The 20,378-nt window shown below is 71.7% G+C and carries 20 protein-coding genes and 1 riboswitch; of the genes, 9 read left to right on the forward strand and 11 right to left on the reverse strand.

The features are described 5' to 3' along the window. Positions 1-126 precede the first annotated feature (126 nt). The 7 genes from ACGF07_RS01500 to ACGF07_RS01530 all read left to right on the forward strand — a co-directional run bounded on the left by ACGF07_RS01500 (position 127) and on the right by ACGF07_RS01530 (position 10,018). Positions 127-1,413, forward strand: a complete 1,287-nt coding sequence (locus ACGF07_RS01500; RefSeq protein ID WP_392894457.1) for an extracellular solute-binding protein — start codon at positions 127-129, stop codon at positions 1,411-1,413. Between the two features lie 89 nt (positions 1,414-1,502). Beyond that, entirely contained in the window at positions 1,503-2,531 is a 1,029-nt protein-coding gene (locus ACGF07_RS01505) for a carbohydrate ABC transporter permease (RefSeq protein WP_392894459.1), read from the forward strand. Further along, entirely contained in the window at positions 2,528-3,355 is an 828-nt protein-coding gene (locus ACGF07_RS01510; RefSeq protein ID WP_350748145.1) for a carbohydrate ABC transporter permease, read from the forward strand. Before ACGF07_RS01505 ends, ACGF07_RS01510 begins: the two co-directional genes overlap by 4 nt. 6 nt (positions 3,356-3,361) lie before the next feature. After that, a complete protein-coding gene (locus ACGF07_RS01515) occupies positions 3,362-4,915 on the forward strand; it encodes a glycoside hydrolase family 3 protein (protein WP_350748142.1) in 1,554 nt (517 codons plus the stop codon). A 458-nt stretch (positions 4,916-5,373) separates the two neighbouring features. Next, positions 5,374-6,687 carry an extracellular solute-binding protein gene (locus ACGF07_RS01520; RefSeq protein ID WP_392894460.1) on the forward strand — a complete coding sequence of 438 codons (1,314 nt, stop codon included), beginning with the start codon at positions 5,374-5,376 and terminating at the stop codon, positions 6,685-6,687. A 257-nt stretch (positions 6,688-6,944) separates the two neighbouring features. Beyond that, on the forward strand, positions 6,945-8,003 hold the full coding sequence (locus ACGF07_RS01525) for an SIS domain-containing protein (protein WP_392894462.1): 1,059 nt from the start codon (positions 6,945-6,947) through the stop codon (positions 8,001-8,003). Between the two features lie 494 nt (positions 8,004-8,497). Beyond that, the gene (locus tag ACGF07_RS01530) at positions 8,498-10,018 is read left to right on the forward strand and encodes a PAS domain-containing sensor histidine kinase (protein ID WP_350748134.1); all 1,521 of its coding nucleotides are present in this window, start codon (positions 8,498-8,500) and stop codon (positions 10,016-10,018) included. Positions 10,019-10,462: 444 nt separating this feature from the next. Here the strand turns inward: ACGF07_RS01530 and ACGF07_RS01535 are convergent, their stop codons facing one another. Then, positions 10,463-10,714, reverse strand: coding sequence for a WhiB family transcriptional regulator (locus tag ACGF07_RS01535; protein ID WP_014138019.1), 252 nt, complete (start codon positions 10,712-10,714; stop codon positions 10,463-10,465). A 367-nt stretch (positions 10,715-11,081) separates the two neighbouring features. Further along, positions 11,082-12,053 carry a diacylglycerol kinase family protein gene (locus tag ACGF07_RS01540; RefSeq protein ID WP_350747647.1) on the reverse strand — a complete coding sequence of 324 codons (972 nt, stop codon included), beginning with the start codon at positions 12,051-12,053 and terminating at the stop codon, positions 11,082-11,084. A gap of 50 nt (positions 12,054-12,103) precedes the next feature. On the opposite strand from ACGF07_RS01540, the gene ACGF07_RS01545 reads away from it, so the two are divergent. Then, positions 12,104-12,520 carry a hypothetical protein gene (locus ACGF07_RS01545; RefSeq protein ID WP_392894464.1) on the forward strand — a complete coding sequence of 139 codons (417 nt, stop codon included), beginning with the start codon at positions 12,104-12,106 and terminating at the stop codon, positions 12,518-12,520. A gap of 70 nt (positions 12,521-12,590) precedes the next feature. Here the strand turns inward: ACGF07_RS01545 and ACGF07_RS01550 are convergent, their stop codons facing one another. The 8 genes from ACGF07_RS01550 to sodN form a co-directional block, all read right to left on the reverse strand. Next, complete coding sequence (locus ACGF07_RS01550) at positions 12,591-13,469, reverse strand: RNA polymerase sigma factor SigF (protein WP_350747650.1); 879 nt, start codon at positions 13,467-13,469, stop codon at positions 12,591-12,593. A gap of 267 nt (positions 13,470-13,736) precedes the next feature. After that, positions 13,737-14,147 (reverse strand): anti-sigma regulatory factor, encoded by a 411-nt coding sequence (locus ACGF07_RS01555; protein ID WP_350747641.1) that lies wholly within the window; start codon positions 14,145-14,147, stop codon positions 13,737-13,739. A 283-nt stretch (positions 14,148-14,430) separates the two neighbouring features. Beyond that, entirely contained in the window at positions 14,431-14,907 is a 477-nt protein-coding gene (locus ACGF07_RS01560; RefSeq protein WP_350747638.1) for a GNAT family N-acetyltransferase, read from the reverse strand. Positions 14,908-14,916: 9 nt separating this feature from the next. Next, the gene (locus ACGF07_RS01565) at positions 14,917-15,300 is read right to left on the reverse strand and encodes a nuclear transport factor 2 family protein (RefSeq protein WP_392894466.1); all 384 of its coding nucleotides are present in this window, start codon (positions 15,298-15,300) and stop codon (positions 14,917-14,919) included. Between the two features lie 100 nt (positions 15,301-15,400). Further along, positions 15,401-16,399, reverse strand: a complete 999-nt coding sequence (locus ACGF07_RS01570; protein ID WP_392894467.1) for an ABC transporter substrate-binding protein — start codon at positions 16,397-16,399, stop codon at positions 15,401-15,403. 36 nt (positions 16,400-16,435) lie between these two features. Continuing rightward, positions 16,436-17,233 carry an ABC transporter ATP-binding protein gene (locus ACGF07_RS01575; RefSeq protein ID WP_392894469.1) on the reverse strand — a complete coding sequence of 266 codons (798 nt, stop codon included), beginning with the start codon at positions 17,231-17,233 and terminating at the stop codon, positions 16,436-16,438. Next, positions 17,233-18,288 carry an iron ABC transporter permease gene (locus ACGF07_RS01580; RefSeq protein WP_350747628.1) on the reverse strand — a complete coding sequence of 352 codons (1,056 nt, stop codon included), beginning with the start codon at positions 18,286-18,288 and terminating at the stop codon, positions 17,233-17,235. The genes ACGF07_RS01575 and ACGF07_RS01580 overlap by 1 nt, the downstream gene beginning before the upstream one ends. A 116-nt stretch (positions 18,289-18,404) precedes the next feature. After that, a riboswitch (cobalamin riboswitch) is annotated at positions 18,405-18,492 on the reverse strand. A 199-nt stretch (positions 18,493-18,691) separates the two neighbouring features. Then, a complete protein-coding gene (gene sodN, locus ACGF07_RS01585) occupies positions 18,692-19,087 on the reverse strand; it encodes a superoxide dismutase, Ni (RefSeq protein ID WP_350747625.1) in 396 nt (131 codons plus the stop codon). Positions 19,088-19,264: 177 nt separating this feature from the next. Here sodN and sodX point away from each other — a divergent pair, with 177 nt between their 5' ends. After that, complete coding sequence (gene sodX / locus ACGF07_RS01590; protein ID WP_392894472.1) at positions 19,265-19,708, forward strand: nickel-type superoxide dismutase maturation protease; 444 nt, start codon at positions 19,265-19,267, stop codon at positions 19,706-19,708. A 55-nt stretch (positions 19,709-19,763) separates the two neighbouring features. Here the strand turns inward: sodX and ACGF07_RS01595 are convergent, their stop codons facing one another. Beyond that, a complete protein-coding gene (locus ACGF07_RS01595; RefSeq protein ID WP_350747619.1) occupies positions 19,764-20,351 on the reverse strand; it encodes a CGNR zinc finger domain-containing protein in 588 nt (195 codons plus the stop codon). Positions 20,352-20,378 lie beyond the last annotated feature (27 nt).

A 20,378-nucleotide genomic window follows, 5' to 3' on the forward strand; every position in this document is an offset into this window, starting at 1 on the left:
ACTAGGCCGGTAACGATGAATCCCCCCACCCGTTCGAAGGGGTCCGCGGCACCTTTCCTCCCGCTTCGCGTGGGTCTGCCGCTGCCACCCGACGGGGGCAACCCAGGCATCCCTCAGGAGGATGGCGTGAAGCGTCAGCTCATCGCGGCGGTCGGCGTCGCAGCAATGGTCGTCGGTCTGGCGGCTTGCAGCTCGGACGGCAAGAAGGACGGTGACTCCAAGTCGTCCTCCGCCTCGGCCGCCGACAAGTACAAGGGCAAGACGCTCAAGGTGTGGACCATGACCGGCTCGGCCCCCAAGGGCTGGACCGACGCGGTCAAGACCGAGTTCGAGACCACCTACCCGGGTTCGAAGGTCGACTTTCAGACCCAGGAGTGGACCGACATCGGCCCGAAGATCACCGCCGCGCTGTCCGAGGGTTCGGTCGACGTCCTGGAGCTGGGCAACACCCAGACCGCCGGTTACGCCGCCTCGGGCGGTCTGCTGGACATCACCAAGGACAAGGCCGCCCTGGGCGGCGACGCCTGGGCCGCCAACCAGAACGAGGCCGCGGTGCTGGACGGCAAGCAGTACGCCGCCCCGTGGTGGGTCTCCAACCGGGTGGTCGCCTACAACAAGGACCTCTGGGCCAAGGCCGGCCTGACGGACGCCCCGAAGACCCTGGACGAGTTCTACGCCGACCTGGACAAGCTGAAGGCCACCCCGGGCGTCACCGACCCGATCTACCTGCCGGGCCAGGAGTGGTACACCTACTTCGGTCTGCTCACCGGTGAGGGCGGCAAGATCGCCAAGAAGGACGGCGACAAGTGGGTCGGCGGCCTGTCCTCGCCCGAGGCGCAGAAGGCCTTCGAGACCTACAAGAAGCTGCAGGGCTACTCGGTCACCGGTCCGAAGGACAAGGACGAGGCCACCCCGCAGCAGAAGGACGTCTTCGGCAAGGGCGACGTCGGCACCATGATCGCGCTCGGCTGGGAGCTGCCGGACGAGAAGACCATGGCCAAGGACAAGATCGGCTTCTTCCCGCTGCCGGGCAAGACCGCCGACAAGCCGTCCGGCGTCTTCATCGGTGGCTCGAACCTCGCGATCGCCTCGCAGAGCAAGAACACCGACATGGCGAAGGACTTCCTGAAGATCGCCCTCAACGACAAGAACGAGGGCCTGGTCGCCGCCGCCGGGAACATCCCGAACAAGCCGGCGCTGAACAGCCAGCTCACCGGAGAGTTCGCGAAGGCCGCCCAGGCGGCCACCGCGGTCGGCGGGATCACCCCGAACACCCCGAACTGGGCCAGCGTCGAGAACAAGCCGAACCCGATCAAGGACTTCCTGACCGCGGCCCTCCAGGGCGGCGACTACGCGGCCACCGCCAAGAAGTACGACGACGAGATCGCCAAGCGGCTCAACGAGAAGCAGTAAGCATCGAGCGGCGTCGCTCACCGGCCCCCGGCGGGGGGCCGGTGGGCGACGCCCGTCCGTCGTGGCCGGGTTGTGAGGAAGTGAGAACGATGGCTGTGCATTCGGAGCGGGTGCAGACGCGGTCCCCGGAGCCAGGGGAGGCCGCGGTGGCCGGCAATGACACCAGCGCCGGCGGCGGCGGAGCCGGGGGCGCCGCGCCGAAGCGCCCCAGATCCGCGGGCGGACCGGGCCTCGGCTCCCGCCTCGCCCCGTACCTGCTGCTGCTGCCGGCCGTCGTGGCGACCATCCTGCTGCTCGGCTGGCCGCTGCTGAAGACTGTCCTGCTGTCGTTCCAGAACCTCAACCGGCGCCAGCTGGTCATGCACCTGACCGAGTGGACCGGCTTCGACAACTACAAGGAGCAGCTGACCGACCCCGAGTTCTGGTCGGTCACCGGGCGCACCGTCGCCTTCACCCTGGTCAATGTGGTGCTGATCATGGTCGGCGGCACCCTCACCGGCCTGCTGCTCAACCACCTGGGCAAGAAGATGCGCCTGGCGCTGTCGATCGCGCTGCTGATGGCCTGGGCCATGCCGGTGGTCGCCGCGACCACCGTCTACACCTGGCTGTTCGACGAGCAGTGGGGTGTCGTCAACTGGTTCCTGGACCAGCTCGGTTGGCACTCGATGGCGCACTACAACTGGATGAGCGACGAGTACTCGACCTTCTTCGTCGTCATCCTGCTGATCGTCTGGATGTCGATCCCCTTCGTGGCGTTCAACATGTACGCCGGGCTCACGACGATCCCCAGGGAGCTGTACGAGGCCGCCCGGATGGACGGCGCCGGCTCCCTGAAGATCTTCAGCGCGGTGATCTTCCCCAACCTGAAGCCGTTCTTCCTGGCCACGACCTTCCTCGAGGTCATCTGGGTGTTCAAGTCCTTCACCCAGGTCTACGCGATCAACGGCGGCGGCCCCGAGAAGCTCACCCGGACCCTGCCCGTCCACGCCTTCCTGGAGGGATCCGGCAGCCAGCACTACGGCGTCGGCGCCGCGATCGCGGTGCTCACCATCCTGATGCTGGGCGTGCTGATGGCGTACTACTTCCGCATCATGATCAAGCAGGAGGACGAGCTGTGAGGCGCTCTCTCTTCGGACGTACCTGGCCGAACGTGATCGCGGTCGTCCTCATCGTCTTCTTCATCTTCCCCGTCTACTGGATGATCGCGACCGCGTTCAAGCAGGACCGCGACATCATCAGCAAGACGCCGGTCTTCGTCCCCTTCGACGGGACCTTCCAGCACTTCACCACCGCGGTGAACGCCCCGGACTTCTGGACGTACACCACCAACAGCATCACCGTGACCGTCGGCGCGGTGCTGATCTCGCTGGTGATCGCGACCCTGGCGTCCTTCGCGATCGCGCGGATGAGGTTCCGCGGCCGCAAGACCTTCGTCCTGGTGATCATGATGGCGCAGATGGCGCCCTGGGAGGTCATGACCGTCGGGGCGTACATCATCTCCCGGGACAACGACCTGCTGAACAGCCTGGTGCCGCTGACCCTCTTCTACATGATGATGATCCTGCCCTTCACCATCTGGACGCTGCGCGGCTTCATCGCCGCGGTGCCGAAGGAGCTGGAGGAGTCGGCGATGGTCGACGGCTGCACCCGCACCCAGGCCTTCGTGAAGGTGATCTTCCCGCTGCTGGCCCCGGGCCTGATGTCCACCTCGCTGTTCGGCTTCATCACGGCGTGGAACGAGTTCCCGCTCGTGCTGTGGCTGAACAAGGAGCAGGGCAAGACCCTCCCGCTGTGGCTGTCCTCCTTCAAGACGGCCTTCGGCAACGACTGGGGCGCCACCATGGCCGCCTCCACGATGTTCGCCATCCCCGTGCTGATCCTGTTCATCTTCCTGCAGCGCAAGGCGGTCGGCGGTCTGACCGACGGCGCCGTGAAGGGCTGAGCCACCGTGAGCATCCTCGTTCCCACCGCCCCGGACAGCGACCAGCTGCACCGCGACGCCCTGACCGTCCTGCAGCCCGGCTTCGTCGGCACCGAACCGCCGGAGTGGCTGCGCCGCCACCTGGCCGCCGGGCTCGGCTCGGTCGCCCTGTTCGACCGCAACGTGGTCGACCTCGACCAGCTCTCCGCGCTCACCCGCGCGCTGCGCGCGGAGAACCCCGACCTGCTGATCGCCATCGACGAGGAGAGCGGCGACGTCACCCGGCTGGAATCGGGCTCCGGCTCCTCCTGGCCCGGCAACCTCGCGCTCGGCGCGATCGACGACCCGGCGCTGACCCGGGACGTCGCCCGCGAGCTGGGCCGGGCGCTGGCCGCGGCCGGCGTCAACTACAACTGGGCGCCCACCGCCGACGTCAACTCCAACCCGCGCAACCCGGTGATCGGCGTCCGCTCCTTCGGAGCCGATCCCCAGCTGTGCGCCCGGCACACCGCCGCCTGGGTGGAGGGCCTCCAGTCGGCCGGCGTGGCCGCCTGCTCCAAGCACTTCCCCGGCCACGGCGACACCGCCGTGGACTCCCACCACGGCCTGCCGGTCATCGACGTGGACCTGGACGTGCTGCGCGCCCGTGACCTGGTGCCGTTCCAGGCCGCGATCGCGGCCGGCACCAAGGCCGTGATGACCGCCCACATCATGATCCCCGCGCTGGACCCGGAACTGCCGGCCACCCTGAGCCCGACGGTGCTGCGCGACCTGCTGCGCGCCGCCCCGGCCGACGGCGGCCTCGGCTACCAGGGACTGGTCGTCAGCGACGCCATCGAGATGGGCGCCATCGCCGACACCTTCGGCATGGGGCAGGGCACCGTGCTGGCGCTGGCGGCCGGCGCGGACGCGATCTGCGTCGGCGGCGGGCTGGCCGACGAGGAGACGGTGCTGATGCTGCGCGACGCCATCGTGGCGGGCGTGCGCTCCGGCAGGCTCTCCGAGGAGCGGCTGGCCGACGCGGCCGACCGGGTCCGGGCGCTGGGCAGCTGGGGCCGGATCTCGGCCCAGGGCGAGCGGGCGGAGCCGGACCTCGCGGTCGGCCTGCGGGCCGCGCGCCGGGCGTTGAGGGTGGTCCGGGCGCCGGGCCGCGAGGTGCTGCCGGTGAGCGAGCGCCCGTACGTGGCCTCGTTCTCGGACGAGCCGAACATCGCGGTCGGCGACGTCACCCCCTGGGGCGTGGCCGGCATGCTGGCCGACCGCTTCCCCGGCACCCGCACCCGCGAGGTGTCGGCCGCCGAGGCCACCCCCGAACTGCTGGACGCCCTGGTCGCCGAGGTGGTGGCCGGCGCCGAGGACCGCCGGCTGGTGCTGGTGGTCCGGGACGCACACCGGCACGCCTGGATGTCCGCCGCGCTGGGCCGACTGGTGGCGGCCCGGCCGGACGCCGCGGTGGTGGAGATGGGGCTGCCCCAGTCGGAGCCGATCGGCGCGCTGCACATCTCCACCCACGGCGCCGCCCGGGTCTGCGGGCTGGCGGCCGTGGAGGTGCTCACCGGGCAGCCGGGAGCGATCGGCTGAACCGACGGACGCGACGCCTTCGGCGGGGTACCGGGGGCGTCGGTGGACGGGCCCGTCATGCGCATGGCGCATGGCGGGCCCGTTCCGTTGTCCGGCCGGTCCCGATCCGTTTCCCCCTTCGAGGCAGGCGATTTGAGTGATCGTCAGCGATATGAAGGCGCTCCCTCAAGAGGGGCTTAAATCGCCCTTAAGTCCCACTGAGGGTGACGACCCGGCGACTGATCGCCATGCGGTACAACGGCTCTGCAACGGCCTTGGTGACAAGGCCTGTTGGCCGTTGACACCGCACTTGGTCTAGGCCAGAGTCCATGCATCCGGTTGGGACGTGACCGTCGCCGGATCTGGTATCGCGCCCTCCTCGACGCTCTTCGCCGCCCCGCCCGGACTCTCCGCCGCGGGCGCCAATCACGCTGTCGGCGGGCACCACCGTTCTTGAACAACCCTCGGAGGATGGCGTGATGAAGCGTCAGCTCGTGTCCGCGTCGCTCGCGATCGCCGCCCTGGCGGCCGGACTGACGGCCTGTTCCTCGTCCGGCTCACCCTCGGCGGACGGCAGGGGATCCTCCGCCGATCCGAAGTCCGCCACCGGCACCGTGACCGTCTGGCTGATGGACGACGCCCAGAAGAACTGGCCCGACCTCGTGCAGCGGGTCAACGACGAGTTCGCGGCGAAGTACCCGGGCGTCAGCCTCAAGCTCGCCTACCAGGGCTGGGCCGACAAGGTCGGCAAGCTCGACAAGGCCCTCGCCGCCGGCAACGCCCCCGACGTGGTCGAGCTCGGCAACACCGAGACCATGAAGTACGTGCTGTCCGGCGCCCTCGCCGCGGTCGACCGCACCACCTTCGACAACTCCGACAGCTGGATCAAGGCGCTCGCCAACACCTGCACCTACCAGGACAAGCTGTGGTGCGTGCCGTACTACGCGGGCGCCCGGGTCGCCGTCTACAACTCCGCCACCTTCCAGCAGGCCACCGGCAGCGCGGACTTCCCGAGGACGGAGAGCGACCTGCTGGCCGCACTGGACCGGATCGCGGACCGGAGCAAGTCCGACCGGACCTTCTCGCCGCTGTACCTGCCCGGCCCGTACTGGTACGCCGCGATGAGCTACGTCGCCGCGTACGGCGGCAGCATCGCCAGGTTCGACAGCTCCGGCAACTGGCACGGCACCCTGCACGACCCCAAGTCCCAGCAGGGCATCAGCCACTTCGTCGACCTGGTGCGCAAGTACAACAAGGGCGACCTGACGGTGAACGAGCAGAACCAGTTCGAGTCGATGGCCCGCGGGCACGCCGCCGCCTTCTACGGCAACGGCTTCGAGGCGGCCAGCGTGACCGCGCCCGTCACCGGCGACCCGAGCCTCAAGGACGTCGTCAAGGTGGCCACCATGCCCGGCCCGGACGGCAAGCCGCTGCCCACCTTCATCGGTGGCTCCGACCTCGCGGTCACCGCCAAGTCCGCACAGCCGGGGCCGGCCACCGACTGGATCCGGATGTTCACCAGCGCCAAGTCCGAGCAGGCGCTGGCCGACAAGGACATCCTGCCGAACAACCTCACCCAGCTGAACCCGCTGAAGAACAAGGCCACCACCGCCGCGGCCGCCAACGCCGTCCCGGACGCCTGGTTCACCCCGCTGGCCCCCGGCTGGGGCGCGGTGGAGAAGCAGAAGATCATCCCCGACATGCTGGCCGCGATCCTCAAGGGCAAGTCCGTCGACCAGGCCACCAAGGACGCCGACGCCGCGATCGACCAGCTGATCAACAACGCGTCCTGACGCCGGAACGCCACTGCCCGGCCCGCCGCCCCGCCCGCCGCCGCACGCCCTCGCCGGGCCGCCGCGAGGACCGTGCGGCCGGGCGCTTCGGGGGTGCTCGGCCGCAGGCGCCCTCGTAGGATTGCGCCAGCAAGCCAGCAAGCCAGCAAGCCAGCAAGCCAGCAAGCCGCAGCGAGTGTGCGGACTCGCCGCCGTAGAGGTCCCCGTCGGGCGACCGCCCGGACGGGGTCGACCCATCTCATCGGAGGCACACCCAGATGTCCGACCCGCAGACTGTTTCCGTCCCCGGCCGGATCATGGCGGCGGAGATGGCCGAGCAGCCGGCCGTCCTCCGGCGCATCCTCGACGAGGGCGCGCCGAAGATCCGCGGGATCGCGGCCGCGATCGCCGCCCGCAGCCCCCGCTTCGTCCTACTGACCGCGCGCGGCACGTCCGACAACGCGGCGCTCTACGCCAAGTACCTGGTCGAGATCCTGCTCGGCAAGCCGGCCGGCCTGACCTCGATGTCCACCATCACCGCGTACGGCGCCAAGCCGGACCTCACCGACGTCCTGGTCGTCACCGTCAGCCAGTCCGGCGGCTCGCCCGACCTGGTCGCCTCCACCAAGGCCGCCCGGGAGGCCGGGGCGATCACCCTCGCCGTCACCAACAACCCCGACTCGCCGCTGGCCGAGGTCTCCGAGTTCCACATCGACGTGCTGGCCGGACCGGAGAAGGCGCTGCCGGCCACCAAGACCTACACCGCCGAGCTGCTGGCGCTCTACCTGCTGGTCGAGGGCCTGCGCGGCGGGGACGGGTCGGCCGCCGCCGGGCTGCCGGCCCTGGCCGCCGGAGTGCTGGAGCGGCAGGCCGAGGTGCGGGCGCTGGCCGAGCGCTACCGCTTCGCCCAGCGCCTGGTCATCACCTCGCGCGGCTACGGTTACCCGACGGCCCGCGAGGCGGCGCTCAAGCTGATGGAGACGACATACATCCCGGCCAGCCCGTTCTCCGGTGCCGACCTGCTGCACGGTCCGCTGGCCATGGTGGACAACGTCTCCCCGGTCATCGCGATCGTTCCGGACGGCAAGGGCGGCGAGGCCCTGCAGCCGGTGCTGGACCGGCTGCGCGGGCGCGGTGCGGATCTCGTGGTGATCGGCCAGCAGGCCCAGGTGGACGCCGCCTCGGCGGGCTTCGCGCTGCCGCCCGGCGTGCCCGAGGAGCTCCAGCCGATCCTGGAGATCCTGCCGCTGCAGCAGCTGGCCTACGAGGTGACCATCGCCCGCGGCCAGGACCCGGACGCCCCGCGCGCCCTGGCCAAGGTCACCGAGACCCACTGAGCGTCGCGCGCCGGCCGGTTCCCCGTCCACAGGCTGTGGACGAGGAACCGGCCGCTTGAGCGGCGGAACGCGGTCAAGGGGAAGGGGGTGGGGGAGGAATACCCCGGACAGCACTACGGGCCACGGCGCCGACACGGGACCCTCAACCCGTGCGGCACCGCAGCCCGGAGCTGTCGTCGGGCACCGGGAGCGGGCGAGGACTGTGCGGGGTCCTCGCTCGGCGGTGTCCGACCGAGGAGGGGCCGCGCGCGGTCAGGGCGGTTGCGCGGTGGCCTCTCCTTGGTGCCCTTCCATTGTGGACTAGACCAATCTGAGTTGTCCAGGCCGGACCGGAAATTGGTCTAAACAACTGCTGGCCGCCCGGACGGCCCCGGAGCCGCGCCGTCCCCGCCCCCGCCCGGCCCCGCCGGGCCCTCGCCCGGCCCGCCCGCCTCCGGAGGTCCGCCCTCCGGTCCGCCGCGCCCGGCCCCGACCGGCGGCGCTACGCTCGCCATGTGCCCTCGCTGAACGAACTCGTCCGCCGCCACACCACCCTCACCGGGGCTGACGTGGAATGGCTCCACATGCTGGTCTCGGAGTGGCAGCTGCTCTCCGACCTCTCCTTCGCGGACCTGGTGCTGTGGATCCCCACCTGGGACGGCATCCGCTACGTCTCGGTGGCGCAGATGCGGCCCAACACCGGCCCCACCTCCTACCAGGACGACATGGTCGGCCACCTCGTCCCGCGCGGCCGCCGCCCGCTGCTGGACGCCGCCTTCGACGAGGGGCGGATCGTGCGCGAGGGCGACCCGGAGTGGCGCGAGGAGGTCCCGGTCCGGGTCGAGTCCATCCCCGTCCGGCGCGAGGGCAAGGTGCTCGGGGTGATCGCCCGCAACACCAACCTGCTGACCGTCCGCACCCCCAGCCGGCTGGAACTCACCTACCTGCAGAGCGCCTCCGACCTGGCCCAGATGATCGCCGCCGGCAGCTTCCCGTTCCCCGGCGTCGAGCAGGCCGACATGGACGCCGCGCCCCGGGTCGGCGACGGCCTGATCCGGCTGGACGCGGACGGCATCGTCACCTACGCCAGCCCGAACGCCCTCTCCGCCTACCACCGGCTAGGCCTCACCACGGACCTGGTGGGCAGCCACCTCGGCCGGACCACCGCCGACCTCGCGCCGCCGTCCCGCTCGGCCGTCCACGAGGCGCTGGTGAAGCTGGCCAGCGGCTGGGCGCCCCGGCAGACCGAGGTGGAGGCGCAGGGCGGAGTGGTGACCGTGCGCGCCATCCCGCTCAAGCCCAAGGGCACGCTGACCGGTTCGCTGGTGCTCTGCCGGGACGTCACCGAGCTGCGCCGCCGTGACCGCGAGCTGATGACGAAGGACGCCACCATCCGGGAGATCCACCACCGGGTGAAGAACAACCTGCAGACCGTGGCCGCCCTGCTGCGGCTGCAGTCCCGCCGGATGGAGTCGGAGTCCGGCCGGGCCGCGCTGGACGAGGCGGTGCGCCGGGTCGGTTCGATCGCGATCGTGCACGAGACGCTCTCCCAGGGGCTGGACGAGCGGGTGGCCTTCGACGAGATCGCCGACCGGGTGCTGGCGATGGTGATGGAGCTGTCCCAGGACGGCCGGGTGGCGACCCGCCGCACCGGCAGCTTCGGCATCCTCTCCGCCGAGGTGGCCACCCCGCTGTCGATGGTGCTGACCGAACTGCTGCAGAACGCCCTGGAGCACGCGTTCGGCCCGACGGCCTCCGGGAACCTGGAGGTGAGCGCCCTGCGCGGCCGGGCCCCGGCGACCGGGATGGGCTGGTCGGACAGTTGGAACGGCGGCGCCCGGCCGGAGGAGTACCTGCTGATCACCGTCCAGGACGACGGCCGGGGCATGCCGGAGGGGTTCGACCCGAAGACGGCGGGGAACCTCGGTCTGCAGATCGTCCGCACGCTGGCCACCGGGGAGCTCGGCGGCACGTTCGACATGGTGGCCGGCCCGAATGGCGGGACCAAGGTGGTCCTGGAGATCCCCGTCCGCTGATGCATCGGGTGCGCGGCAGGGGCGTGCGCCCAGTGGAAGCGCCGGGTGCGCACCCCGCGCGCCCTGCGCCTCGGGCCCCGCGCAGCCGGCGGGGACCGAACGGCCGACCCCGACGGAAACAGAAACGAGGCCCTGTCGACCGGGGGGGGTGGGTCGACAGGGCCTCTCAACCCGTTCCGGCCGTCGGGGGGAGTCGGCCGGAACGGGGGCTCTGGGTGGTGCGACACTGGCCGGTGCGTTGCACACGGTGAGCGCCTCAGCTCCACGATATTGCTCTAAGTGAACAGTATCAAGTGGCTGGACGGCCCGGGTGTCGCGGGACCTCGCCAGGCGGGGCCCTTTGTGCGGAAGGCTTCACCAGGAGGTGCAGGGAAGCCTTTGATCATGTGTTGATCGGTACTGCGGTTGTTGCTGCTGCTACGGCGTGTGACCAGACGGGGCTGATCAGGCGGTGCGGGCGCGGTTGCGGGCGGCACGGCGCTTCATCGCACGACGCTCGTCCTCGCTCATACCGCCCCAGACGCCGGCGTCCTGACCGGTCTCGAGCGCCCACTGGAGGCACTGCTCCATCACCGGACAGCGGCGGCACACGGCCTTGGCTTCCTCGATCTGCAGCAGAGCAGGACCGGTGTTCCCGATCGGGAAGAACAGCTCCGGGTCCTCTTCGCGGCAGACAGCGCGGTGGCGCCAGTCCATGGTCGTCCAACTCCTCCTGCCGCGGGGGTGGCCCGATCGGCATAATCGAATGGCTTGTGAATGTGAACGCTTTCACGAATCCCACAACAGCAAAAGAGACCAAAGGCCCACCGGGCCCGGGTGGTCTGCGCTAGGGGGATTCGGCGATTCGAGGGACACCCCGCGGTCGGCGCTCCTGTGGTTCCGGAGGTGCCGTCGCTGCGATGTGTCCCGATCGCCATGTAGAGGTTCGCAAACCTCGGGCTCGGATACAACCCCCTTCGGGGAGGAATTTTTGATTCTTCGGTGTCGCCTAGCTCACAGCCAGTACTTCTATGGAGTGAAGGGGGCTTGTGCGTTCGAGAAGAAGGGTGAAGCCCGCTTCCGGTCACACAATCACACGCAGTGCCCGCCGTACGCCTGTGAAACTGACCCGCCTCCGGTCTCCAAGATGGTCCCCGTCGACCTGGAACGGGGCGGGTTCCTGCGAAACCAAGGTGAAGTGCCTGACGTCGTGATAGGAGACGACGTGCTTTCCGGACGGCCCGGCCGGTGGGGCGCCGTCGCTCGAAGGCGCGTGCGACCGCAGGATCTGACGGACCGTTCGAGCGGTGCCGAACGCCGTCATCAGGGTGATGCCGAAGACGTCGAGATCCGTGTCGAAGGAGGCGAGGGGCGAGGGGTAGACCGGACGGTTGCCGAGGAACGTCCACGGCGAGGTGTTGCTGACTATCGCCAGGACGAGGCCCGGCACGGCCTCGTGGCCCGGTAGTTCCAGGGTCACCGGGCCTTTTCGGCGTTGCTCACGCTGGGTGAAGTAGTGCCGGAGCGCCTGCCCGACGTACAGGGCGTGGGTGGACTTCCGCCCGGCCCGGCGCTGCTCCTCGACCCGGCCGACCACCCCGGCGTCGAAGCCCAGGCCGGCGGTGAAGGTGAACCAGCGGTCCGGCAGCCCCTCGGTCATCGCCTTGCCCAGCCCGATCGGCCGCTCGCGCCCCCGGTCCAGGGCGTCCAGCAGGGCGCCGGTGGCCTCCACCGGGTCGTTGGGCAGGCCCAGCGCGCGGGCGAACACATTGGTCGAACCGCCCGGCACCACGGCCAGTCGCGGGACCCGCTCGCCCGGGCCGTGCGCCAGCAGCCCGTTCACCACCTCGTTGACCGTGCCGTCGCCGCCCAGGGCCACCACCAGGTCGACGGTGCCGTCCTGCGCCGCCTCGCGGGCCAGGTCGCGCGCGTGGCCCCGGTACTGCGTCTCCGCGACCTCCAGCTTGAGGTCGCTGCGCAGGGCGTGGATCAGTACGTCCCTGGTGCGGCCACTGGTGGTGGTGGCCTTGTGGTTCACGACCAGGAGAGCGCGCATGGGGAAAGCCTACGGGTCGGTACGTACCAACCGGCGGCTACCCTGCTGGAGTGACCGCAGAAACCCCCGCACCCGCATCCGCCCGCCCGGTTCCGCTCACCGTGGGCGCCGCCATCACCGCCCTGGAGGGCGTCGCGCTGGCCGTCGTCGGCGTCTCGGACATGGTGTCCGCGGTGTCCGGCCAGGCCAAGCAGCTGGCCCTGAACGAGTTCGGCGGCCTGGTCATCGTGCTGCTCGGCGTGCTGCCCGTCCTGGCCGCCCGGGCGCTGCTCAGGGAGCGCCGCTGGGGCCGCAGCCCGGCCGTGCTGACCAACTCGATCTGCCTGCCGGTCGCGTACTACATGATCCAGAGCGGCGGCGCGATGATCGCGGTCGGCGCGGTGGTGGGCCTGCTCGGCCTGGTGGGGATCGGCTCGCTGCTGAACCCGAAGACGACGGCGGCCCTGTACGCCCAGCACGAGGGCTGAGCGCGCAGGGCCGCCGGGGTCCTGAGCGTGCCGGACGGCCGCGCCCGCGCGGGCTGAGCGGCCGTCAGTCCTACTCCTCCACCAGGAGCTTCTCCCGCAGCTGGGCCAGGGTCCGCGCCAGCAGCCGGGACACGTGCATCTGGGAGATCCCCACCTCGGCGGCGATCTGCGACTGGGTCATGTTCCGGAAGAACCGCAGCACCAGGATCTTCTGCTCGCGGGGCGGCAGTTGGGCCAGCAGCGGCTTGAGCGACTCGCGGTACTCGACGCCCTCCAGCGCCTCGTCGGTGGCGCCCAGGGTGTCCGCCACGGCCGGCGACTCGTCGTCGCTGTCCGGGACGTCCAGGGACAGCGTGGAGTACGCGTTCGCGGACTCCAGACCCTCCAGGACGTCCTCCTCGGAGATCCCCAGGTGCTCGGCCAGCTCGTGCACCGTGGGGGAGCGGCCGTGCCGCTGGGAGAGCTCGCTGGTGGCCGTGGTCAGCGACAGCCGCAGCTCCTGGAGGCGGCGCGGGACGCGCACCGCCCACCCCTTGTCGCGGAAGTGCCGCTTGATCTCCCCGACGATGGTCGGCGTCGCGTAGGTGGAGAACTCGACCCCGCGCTCGTGGTCGAAGCGGTCCACCGACTTGATCAGCCCGATGGTGGCGACCTGGGTCAGGTCGTCCAGCGGCTCGCCGCGGTTGCGGAAGCGCCGGGCCAGGTGCTCCACCAGCGGGATGTGCATCCGCACCAGCTGGTTGCGCAGCTCGACGCGCTCCGGGGAGCCCTCGGGCAGCGCCGACAGCCGGACGAACAGCGCGCGGGCGGCCTCCCGGTCCGGGGCGCCGGTGCGGTGCGAGCCCTGGGCGGGCACGGCGCCGTGCAGCTCCACGGCCCCGTCCGCCGGGTCCGGCGGGGGTGTGGAGGCGGGCGTCGGCTCAGACGTCGGCTCGGTCGGGTGGCTCATCCGGTGGGCGTCCTTCGGGTGCGCTTCGTCGTTGGCGGCGAGGCCGGGAACGCTCGCCTGGGTCGGTACGGCAGGGCCCGCCGTCGCGAGGCCGGTACGGTCCAGATCACTCACGGCCATTCCCCCGTTCCGTTCCGGGAGCGCCGGGGCCGTGGGCCCCGGCATCGTCTCGTTGGTCGTACCGCACGGCGGCGGTACCGGGAGCCGCCCGCCGGGCCCCGGTGGGGGAGCGGCGGACGGCCCTTGCAGGGTGCTGCTCGGGGCCGGCTAGTGGGCGGCGGACCCGCCGCGCTTCTTGTGCAGGCTGATGGACACGGTGTTGTCCTCGGCGACCGACGAGTCGACCTCGCCGGCCAGCGCGGAGAGCACCGTCCAGGCGAAGGTGTCCCGCTCGGGCGCCCTGCCGTCCGTGGTGGGAGCCGCGACCGTCACCTTCAACGAGTCGCCGACCAGGCGGAACTCGCAGGACAGCACGGACCCGGGCACCGCCTGCTGGAGCAGGATGGCGCAGGCCTCGTCCACCGCGATCCGCAGGTCCTCGATCTCGTCGAGGGTGAAGTCCAGCCGGGCCGCGAGCCCGGCGGTCGCTGTTCGCAGCACGGAGAGGTAAGCCCCCGCCGCGGGCAGCCGGACCTCCACGAAGTCCTGAACTCCGAGATCGCTGTCGATCTGGGACACCCTTGCCTCCTGGGTGACGCGCTGTGCTTGGTTGGTACCTGTGCTACCCGTCGAGGGGCGCCTTGCCACCCCTCGAAGGGCGCCGATGCCGCTGATCCGCCTTCGCTGCGTGTGCTCCGCACCCCGGTGCGAGAGTTACTCATGGTAAGGCATTGCGACGCTGGGTGGCAGGGCCTTTGCCCGTACTCAGCAGCCGGTCCGGCGACTTCCGACTTCCCGGCGTCCGCCCGGCGACGTCTCGGACGCCGACTGCCCGGACGCCGGTTCCCGACGTCCCGGACGGTCAACGACTGCCGGCGGCGGTGAGTGCCTCGCCGGTGAGCCGGTAGACGGTCCACTCGTCCATCGGCACCGCGCCGAGCGACTTGTAGAAGTCGATCGAGGGCTGGTTCCAGTCCAGGACCGACCACTCCACCCGCGCGTAGCCCCGCTCGACGGCGATCCGCGCCAGCTCCAGCAGGAGCGCCTTGCCGTGGCCGCCGCCGCGGGCCTCCGGGCGGACGTAGAGGTCCTCCAGGTAGATCCCGTGGGAGCCGCGCCAGGTCGAGAAGTTGAGGAACCAGACGGCGAAGCCGACCGGTTCGCCGGTGGTGTCGTCCTCGGCTATCAGACCGAACAGCGCGGGGTTCGGGCCGAACAGTGCCTCGCGGAGCTGCTCCTCGGTGGCCACGGCCTCCTGCGGAGCCCGCTCGTACTCCGCGAGCTCGCGGATCATGGTCAGGATGACGGGGACGTCGGTGGCGACGGCGGTGCGGATCATGCCGCGAGCCTACTGCTCGACCCCCGGCTCGTCCCAGGCCTGGACCGAGGTCTGGTCGACGATCCGGCCGTCCCGCAGGTCGGCCATCGAGGCCATCAGCACCCGCACGCCGTCGGGGTAGCGGCAGGACTCCAGGAAGGCGACGTGGTCCTCCTGGACGACCACCTGCTCCAGCTTGTGGGTCATCTCGCGGCCGTAGACGTCGTTCAGCATCGCGCCGATCTCGTCCCGCCCGTGCATCACCAGGGGGTGGCTGGGCTGGGTCTTGCGGTCGACCACGCGCAGCTCGGCGTCCTCGGCGTACAGCGCCAGCAGGGCGTCGGCGTCGCAGCGCTCGATGCCCTCGCGCAGCGCCCGGGTGTCGAAGGCGGACGGCGCCGCCATGGTGGTCATGGTCTCGTTCCTCCGGTCGGTCCGTCGGCTCGTACTCCGAGCGTACGCCCGACCGGACGGGTGCGACCGGGCCGGTGGGACCGGGCCGGTCGGACGCCGGTCAGCCGGCCGGCACGGTGCGCAGGTAGGCGGCCAGGGTGCTGATCGCGGCCGGGTTGCGCGGGCTCTCGACCAGGTCCGCGTAGTCCATGACCACGATCCGGTCGTTCCTGATCGCGGAGACGCCGGCCAGCGGCGGAAAGGACTTGAGGAACGCGCGCTTCTCCTCGGCGCTCGGGGTCGCGTAGTCGTTGATCACGATCACCTCGGGATCGCGCCGCACCACGCTCTCCCAGCCCGCGGTGACCCAGCTGTCGGCGAGGTCGCCCATGATGTTGGTCCCGCCGGCCCGGTCGATGATCCGGTCGGCGGCGGCGAACCTCCCGGCGGTGTACGGCTTGTCCTGGCCGCTGTCGTACAGGAAGACCGACGGGCGGCGTCCGGGCCGGGGGACGGCGGCGATGCTCGCCCGGAAGTCGGCGACCAGCCGGTCGGCGCGGTCCCTGACGTCGAAGATCTCGCCGAGGTTGGTCAGGTCGGTGTAGAGCGCGTCCAGCGGGTCCATCACCCCGCGCTCGCTGCCCCGGCCGCTGCGGCAGGACTCGCTGAGCACGTAGGAGTCGATCCCGAGCGCCTTGAACGCCTGCGGGGTGACGCCGCTGCCCTCGTCGAAGCCGTAGTGCCAGCCGGCGAACACCAGGTCGGCCCCGGCGTCCAGGGCGATCTCCTTGGTGAGCGACTTCCTGGAGAGCCAACTGGTCTGCTGGTAGCCGTCCTTCCAGGCCACCCGGTCGACCCGGCCCTTGTCGTCCGGCATCACGTAGCCGGCCATCCGGTCGGCGAGGCCGAGCGAGAACATCAGCTCGGCCATGTTGACGTCGTTGGTCACCACCCGGGCGGGCCGGTGCGAGAAGGTGAGCTTCTCCCCGCAGTTGTCCACGGTCACCGGGTAGTGGGCGGAGGCGGCGGCCGCCGGGCCCGGGGCGATCTCGGCGCCGCAGGCGGTGAGCCCGAGGGCGAGCAGGGTGGCAGCGGCAACGGCAACGGCCTTGGTACGCATGTCGCTTCCTTCGGATCGGAGTGGTCCGCGAGCAGGTCAGGGCAGGCGGTCGAACAGCAGTTGGAGGGCGCCGGTCGCCGGATGCCGGACGGGGGTGGCCCGGACGCCGAACACCTCCGCCAGCAGCTCGGGGCGGAGCACCGCGTGGGGCTCGCCGGAGGCGACGATCCGGCCGGCCCGCAGCACGTACAGCCGATCGCAGTGGCCCGCCGCCAGGTTGAGGTCGTGCAGGGCGGTGAGCACCGTGGGACCGGCCTCCCGGGCGAGTGCCAGCACCTCCAACTGGTGGGCGATGTCCAGGTGATTGGTGGGTTCGTCCAGCACCAGCAGCCGCGGCTCCTGGACGAGCGCGCGGGCGATCAGCACCCGCTGCTTCTCGCCCCCGGACAGGCTCAGGAAGCCGCGGTCGGCGAGGTGGCCGGCCCGGACCCTGCGCAGCGCCTCGGTGCAGCGCAGCCGGTCCCCGTCGGTCGGGCCGCCGAGCCCCCGGCGGTGCGGCAGCCGGCCCATGGCGACCACCTCGGCCACCGTGAAGTCGAACTCGGCGGAGTGCTCCTGGGACAGCGCGGCCACCCGCCGGGCCGTCTCGCGGGCGGAGAGCGCGTGCAGGTCGTCGCCGTCCAGCCGGACGGCTCCGCCGGCCGGCCGCAGCACCCGGTAGACGCAGCGCAGCAGGGTCGACTTGCCGCTGCCGTTCGGCCCGACGAGGCCGACCACCTGCCCGGCGGCGGCCTCCAGGCTGATCTCGTGGACGAGCCGGGCGCCGGCCAGCTCCACCGTGACGGCGTCGACGGCCAGCGCCTCGGCGCCCCCGGTCGGTTCGGTGCGCGGCATCAGCGGCCACCCAGGGCCTGGCCGCGGCGGCGCATCAGCAGCAGGAAGGCCGGGACCCCGAGCACCGCGGTGAACACCCCGACCGGCAGTTCGGCGGGCGCCAGCAGGGTGCGCGAGGCGATGTCCACCCAGACCAGTAGCAGGGCCCCGGCGAGCGGCGCCACCAGCAGCACCCGGCGGTGGGCGGCACCGACCAGCATCCGGGCCAGGTGCGGCACCAGCAGCCCGACGAAGCCGATCGCCCCGCTGACCGCGACCACGGTCCCGGTGACGGCGGCGGTGACGGCGAACAGCTCCCGGCGCAGCCGGTCCGGGTCCACGCCGAGCGAGGCGGAGGTCTCGTCGCCCATCGCGAGCGCGTCCAACCGGCCGGCCGCGCAGAGCAGATGGCCCAGGCCGGCCAGCACGGTGCAGGCGGCGACGGGCACCGAGCCCCAGGTGGCACCGCCGAGGCTGCCGAGCAGCCACATCATGGCGGACCGGGCGGCCTCGCCGCGGTCAGCGGCGAAGACCATCAGGGTGGTGGCGGCGGAGAAGCCGTAGGACAGGGCGGTTCCGGTGAGCACCAGCCGCAGCGGGGTGAGGCCGTACGCGGTGCGGGCGGCGACGTAGACCAGTGCCATGGCGACCAGCGCGGAGCCGAAGGCGGAGGCGGAGACCGCCCACACCCCGAGCGAGGCGAAGGCGCCGAACAGCAGGACGGCGTTGGCGCCGACGGCCGCGCCGGAGGAGATGCCGAGGACGAACGGGTCGGCGAGCGCGTTGCGCACCAGCGCCTGGACGGCGACGCCGGTGGCGGCCAGGCCGGCGCCGACCACCGCGGCCAGCACGGTGCGCGGCAGCCGGATCTCCCAGACGATCGCGTAGCCGGCGGCCTCGGCCGCGTCCAGCCGGCCGCCGGTCAGCCCGGCGCCCAGCAGCCGCAGCACCCGGGGGAGTCCGATCCCGGAGGCGCCGAGCGCGACCCCGCAGACCAGTGACAGCAGCAGGGCGACGGCCAGGCCCGCGGCGAGCGGGAGGGCGGGTATTCGGCGGACGGGCGAACTTCGGTGCACGTGGGGCCGCGCCTTGCCTCGGGCCGCGGGTGCGCCGGGGCGGGCGCCGGCCGGGGGCGTGCCCGGGCGCCGTCCCCTCGCAGTCCACGGCGAGTTGTCGGGAGGTCAGCGACCGGGGGCGATCGGACTGGCGCGGACGCGGGGGTGCCCCGGACCGCGCTCACCGTTGCGGGTCAGCGCCGGATTCGCACCGGACTTCCCCCTCGGACGCCCTGGCAGCATAACAGCCACTCAGGGCAGGCAACCCTTACCGGGGGTGGGGCGCTCGGGGCGGGGCACGGACCCGGCTCGGGCCCGGAGCAGGCTCGGAGCGGGTGCGGACCCCGGTGCGGACCGGGAGCGAACGCACGACCGCCCCCGTCCGACGGGCGGACGGGGGCGGCCGGGTGTCGACGCGTCAGGCTCAGGCCTGCTTGGTCTCCCAGAAGATCTTGTCGACCTCGGCGATCAGGTCCAGCAGGGCCTGACCGGTGGCCGGGTCGGTGGACGCCTTGGCGGCCGAGGCGGCCTTCAGGGTGTCGTTGATCAGCTTGTGCAGCTGCGGGTACTTCTCGAAGTGCGGGGCCTTGAAGTAGTCGCTCCACAGCACCGAGATGTGGTGCTTGACGGCCTCGGCGCGCTGCTCCTTGATGATGATGGCGCGGGCGCGGAAGTGCGGGTCCTCGTTGGCCTGGTACTTCTCCTGGGTGGCCTTGACCGACTCGGCCTCGATCCGCGCCTGCGCCGGGTCGTACACGCCGCAGGGCAGGTCGCAGTGGGCGTGGGCGGTGGCACGCGGTGCAAACAGACGAGAGAACATGGGAGTCCTTCCTTAGATCGTCTTCCCGTGCCCGAGATTACCCTTCCGCCCTCCGGGTTTCGCGATCGGGCGGTGGGCCTAGGGCGAAAGACGGATGGAGAACCGGGGTAATCCGGACACCGAACGGATGGCGTCCCGTACGGCAGACTGGTGCCGGACCGTCCGGGAGGAGGAGTCGTGGCGCGGAGCAGGGAGCCGGAGGCCGGTGCGAGGGCCGGCGTGGTGCCGTTCGGGCTGGTCGACGTCTCGGGGCCGTCGATGGTCCCGACCCTGCGCGAGGGCGACCAGCTGCTGGTCCGCTACGGCGCGCGGATCCGGCCCGGCGCGGTGGTGCTGTTCCGCCACCCCTTCCAGCAGGACCTGCTGGTCGTGAAGCGGGCCGCCGAGCGCCGGCCGAAGGGCTGGTGGCTGCTCTCCGACAACCGGCCGGTGGACAGCGACAGCCGCAGCTACGGCCCGGTCCCGGACGACCTGGTGCTCGGCCGGGTGCTGCTGCGGCTGCGCCCGAGCCCGGCCTGGCTGGCACCGGGCCGCCGGCTGGAGCGGCTGCTGCTGAGCCCCCGGCTGGCCCGGCTGCCGGGCCTGGCCCGCCGGCTCGGGGCGTGGGTCGAGGACGTCTGAGCCCTCCCGCGCGGGGGCTTCCCTGCCGTCGCCGGCCGCCCGCCGGTGGCGGCCGCTACTGGCCGGCGTGCAGCGCGGCCTCGGCCTCCTGGCGCTTGCGGGCCCGGTAGGCGGCCACGTTGGCGCGGGTCGCGCAGCGGTCCGAGCAGTAGCGGCGGGAGCGGTTGGTGGAGGTGTCCAGGTAGGCGTTGCGGCACGGCGCCGCCTGGCAGATGCCGAGCCGGTCGGCGCCCAGCTCCGTGAGGTGCACGGCCAGGCCCATGCAGGCGACGGCGCTGAAGTGCGCGGTGGCCGTCGGCGAGTTGTCGGCCAGGTGCAGGTGCCAGCGCGGTCGGCCGGCGTCGTCCAGGTAGTCGTGCCCGGAGACCAGCGGGCTGACGGGGTACTCCATCAGCAGGCTGTTCAGCAGGTCGACACCCCGGACCTCGTCCCCCTCGGCGGCGGCCTCGAACACCCCGCGGAGCCTGGTCCGCACGCTCCGCAGCCGCGGCACGTCGGACTCGTCGGCGAGCGCGGCGGCCCGTGAGGAGTCGGAGAACAGGGCGCGCACCGCGTCCACGGAGGTCAGCGTGTCGGTGCCGCGCTCGGGCTCCTCGGTGTTCACCAGCCGAACGGCGAGATCGGCGTACGAGGCGAGCTCCACGGCGGTCCTTCCAGAGATTTCGGTAAC

It is taken from the genome of Kitasatospora sp. NPDC048194, from assembly GCF_043202455.1.
In the GTDB taxonomy this organism is placed as follows: Bacteria; Actinomycetota; Actinomycetes; order Streptomycetales; family Streptomycetaceae; genus Kitasatospora.

Coding starts and splice junctions, on each gene's coding strand:
- ACGF07_RS01560 (WP_350747638.1), bottom strand. CDS start 14,907: ATGATCCGCACCGCCGTCGCCACCGACGTCCCCGTCATCCTGACCATG.
- ACGF07_RS01575 (WP_392894469.1), bottom strand. CDS start 17,233: ATGCCGCGCACCGAACCGACCGGGGGCGCCGAGGCGCTGGCCGTCGAC.
- ACGF07_RS01540 (WP_350747647.1), bottom strand. CDS start 12,053: ATGCGCGCTCTCCTGGTCGTGAACCACAAGGCCACCACCACCAGTGGC.
- sodN (WP_350747625.1), bottom strand. CDS start 19,087: ATGTTCTCTCGTCTGTTTGCACCGCGTGCCACCGCCCACGCCCACTGC.
- ACGF07_RS01550 (WP_350747650.1), bottom strand. CDS start 13,469: ATGAGCCACCCGACCGAGCCGACGTCTGAGCCGACGCCCGCCTCCACA.
- ACGF07_RS01505 (WP_392894459.1), top strand. CDS start 1,503: ATGGCTGTGCATTCGGAGCGGGTGCAGACGCGGTCCCCGGAGCCAGGG.
- ACGF07_RS01570 (WP_392894467.1), bottom strand. CDS start 16,399: ATGCGTACCAAGGCCGTTGCCGTTGCCGCTGCCACCCTGCTCGCCCTC.
- ACGF07_RS01525 (WP_392894462.1), top strand. CDS start 6,945: ATGTCCGACCCGCAGACTGTTTCCGTCCCCGGCCGGATCATGGCGGCG.
- ACGF07_RS01520 (WP_392894460.1), top strand. CDS start 5,374: ATGAAGCGTCAGCTCGTGTCCGCGTCGCTCGCGATCGCCGCCCTGGCG.
- ACGF07_RS01565 (WP_392894466.1), bottom strand. CDS start 15,300: ATGACCACCATGGCGGCGCCGTCCGCCTTCGACACCCGGGCGCTGCGC.
- ACGF07_RS01535 (WP_014138019.1), bottom strand. CDS start 10,714: ATGGACTGGCGCCACCGCGCTGTCTGCCGCGAAGAGGACCCGGAGCTG.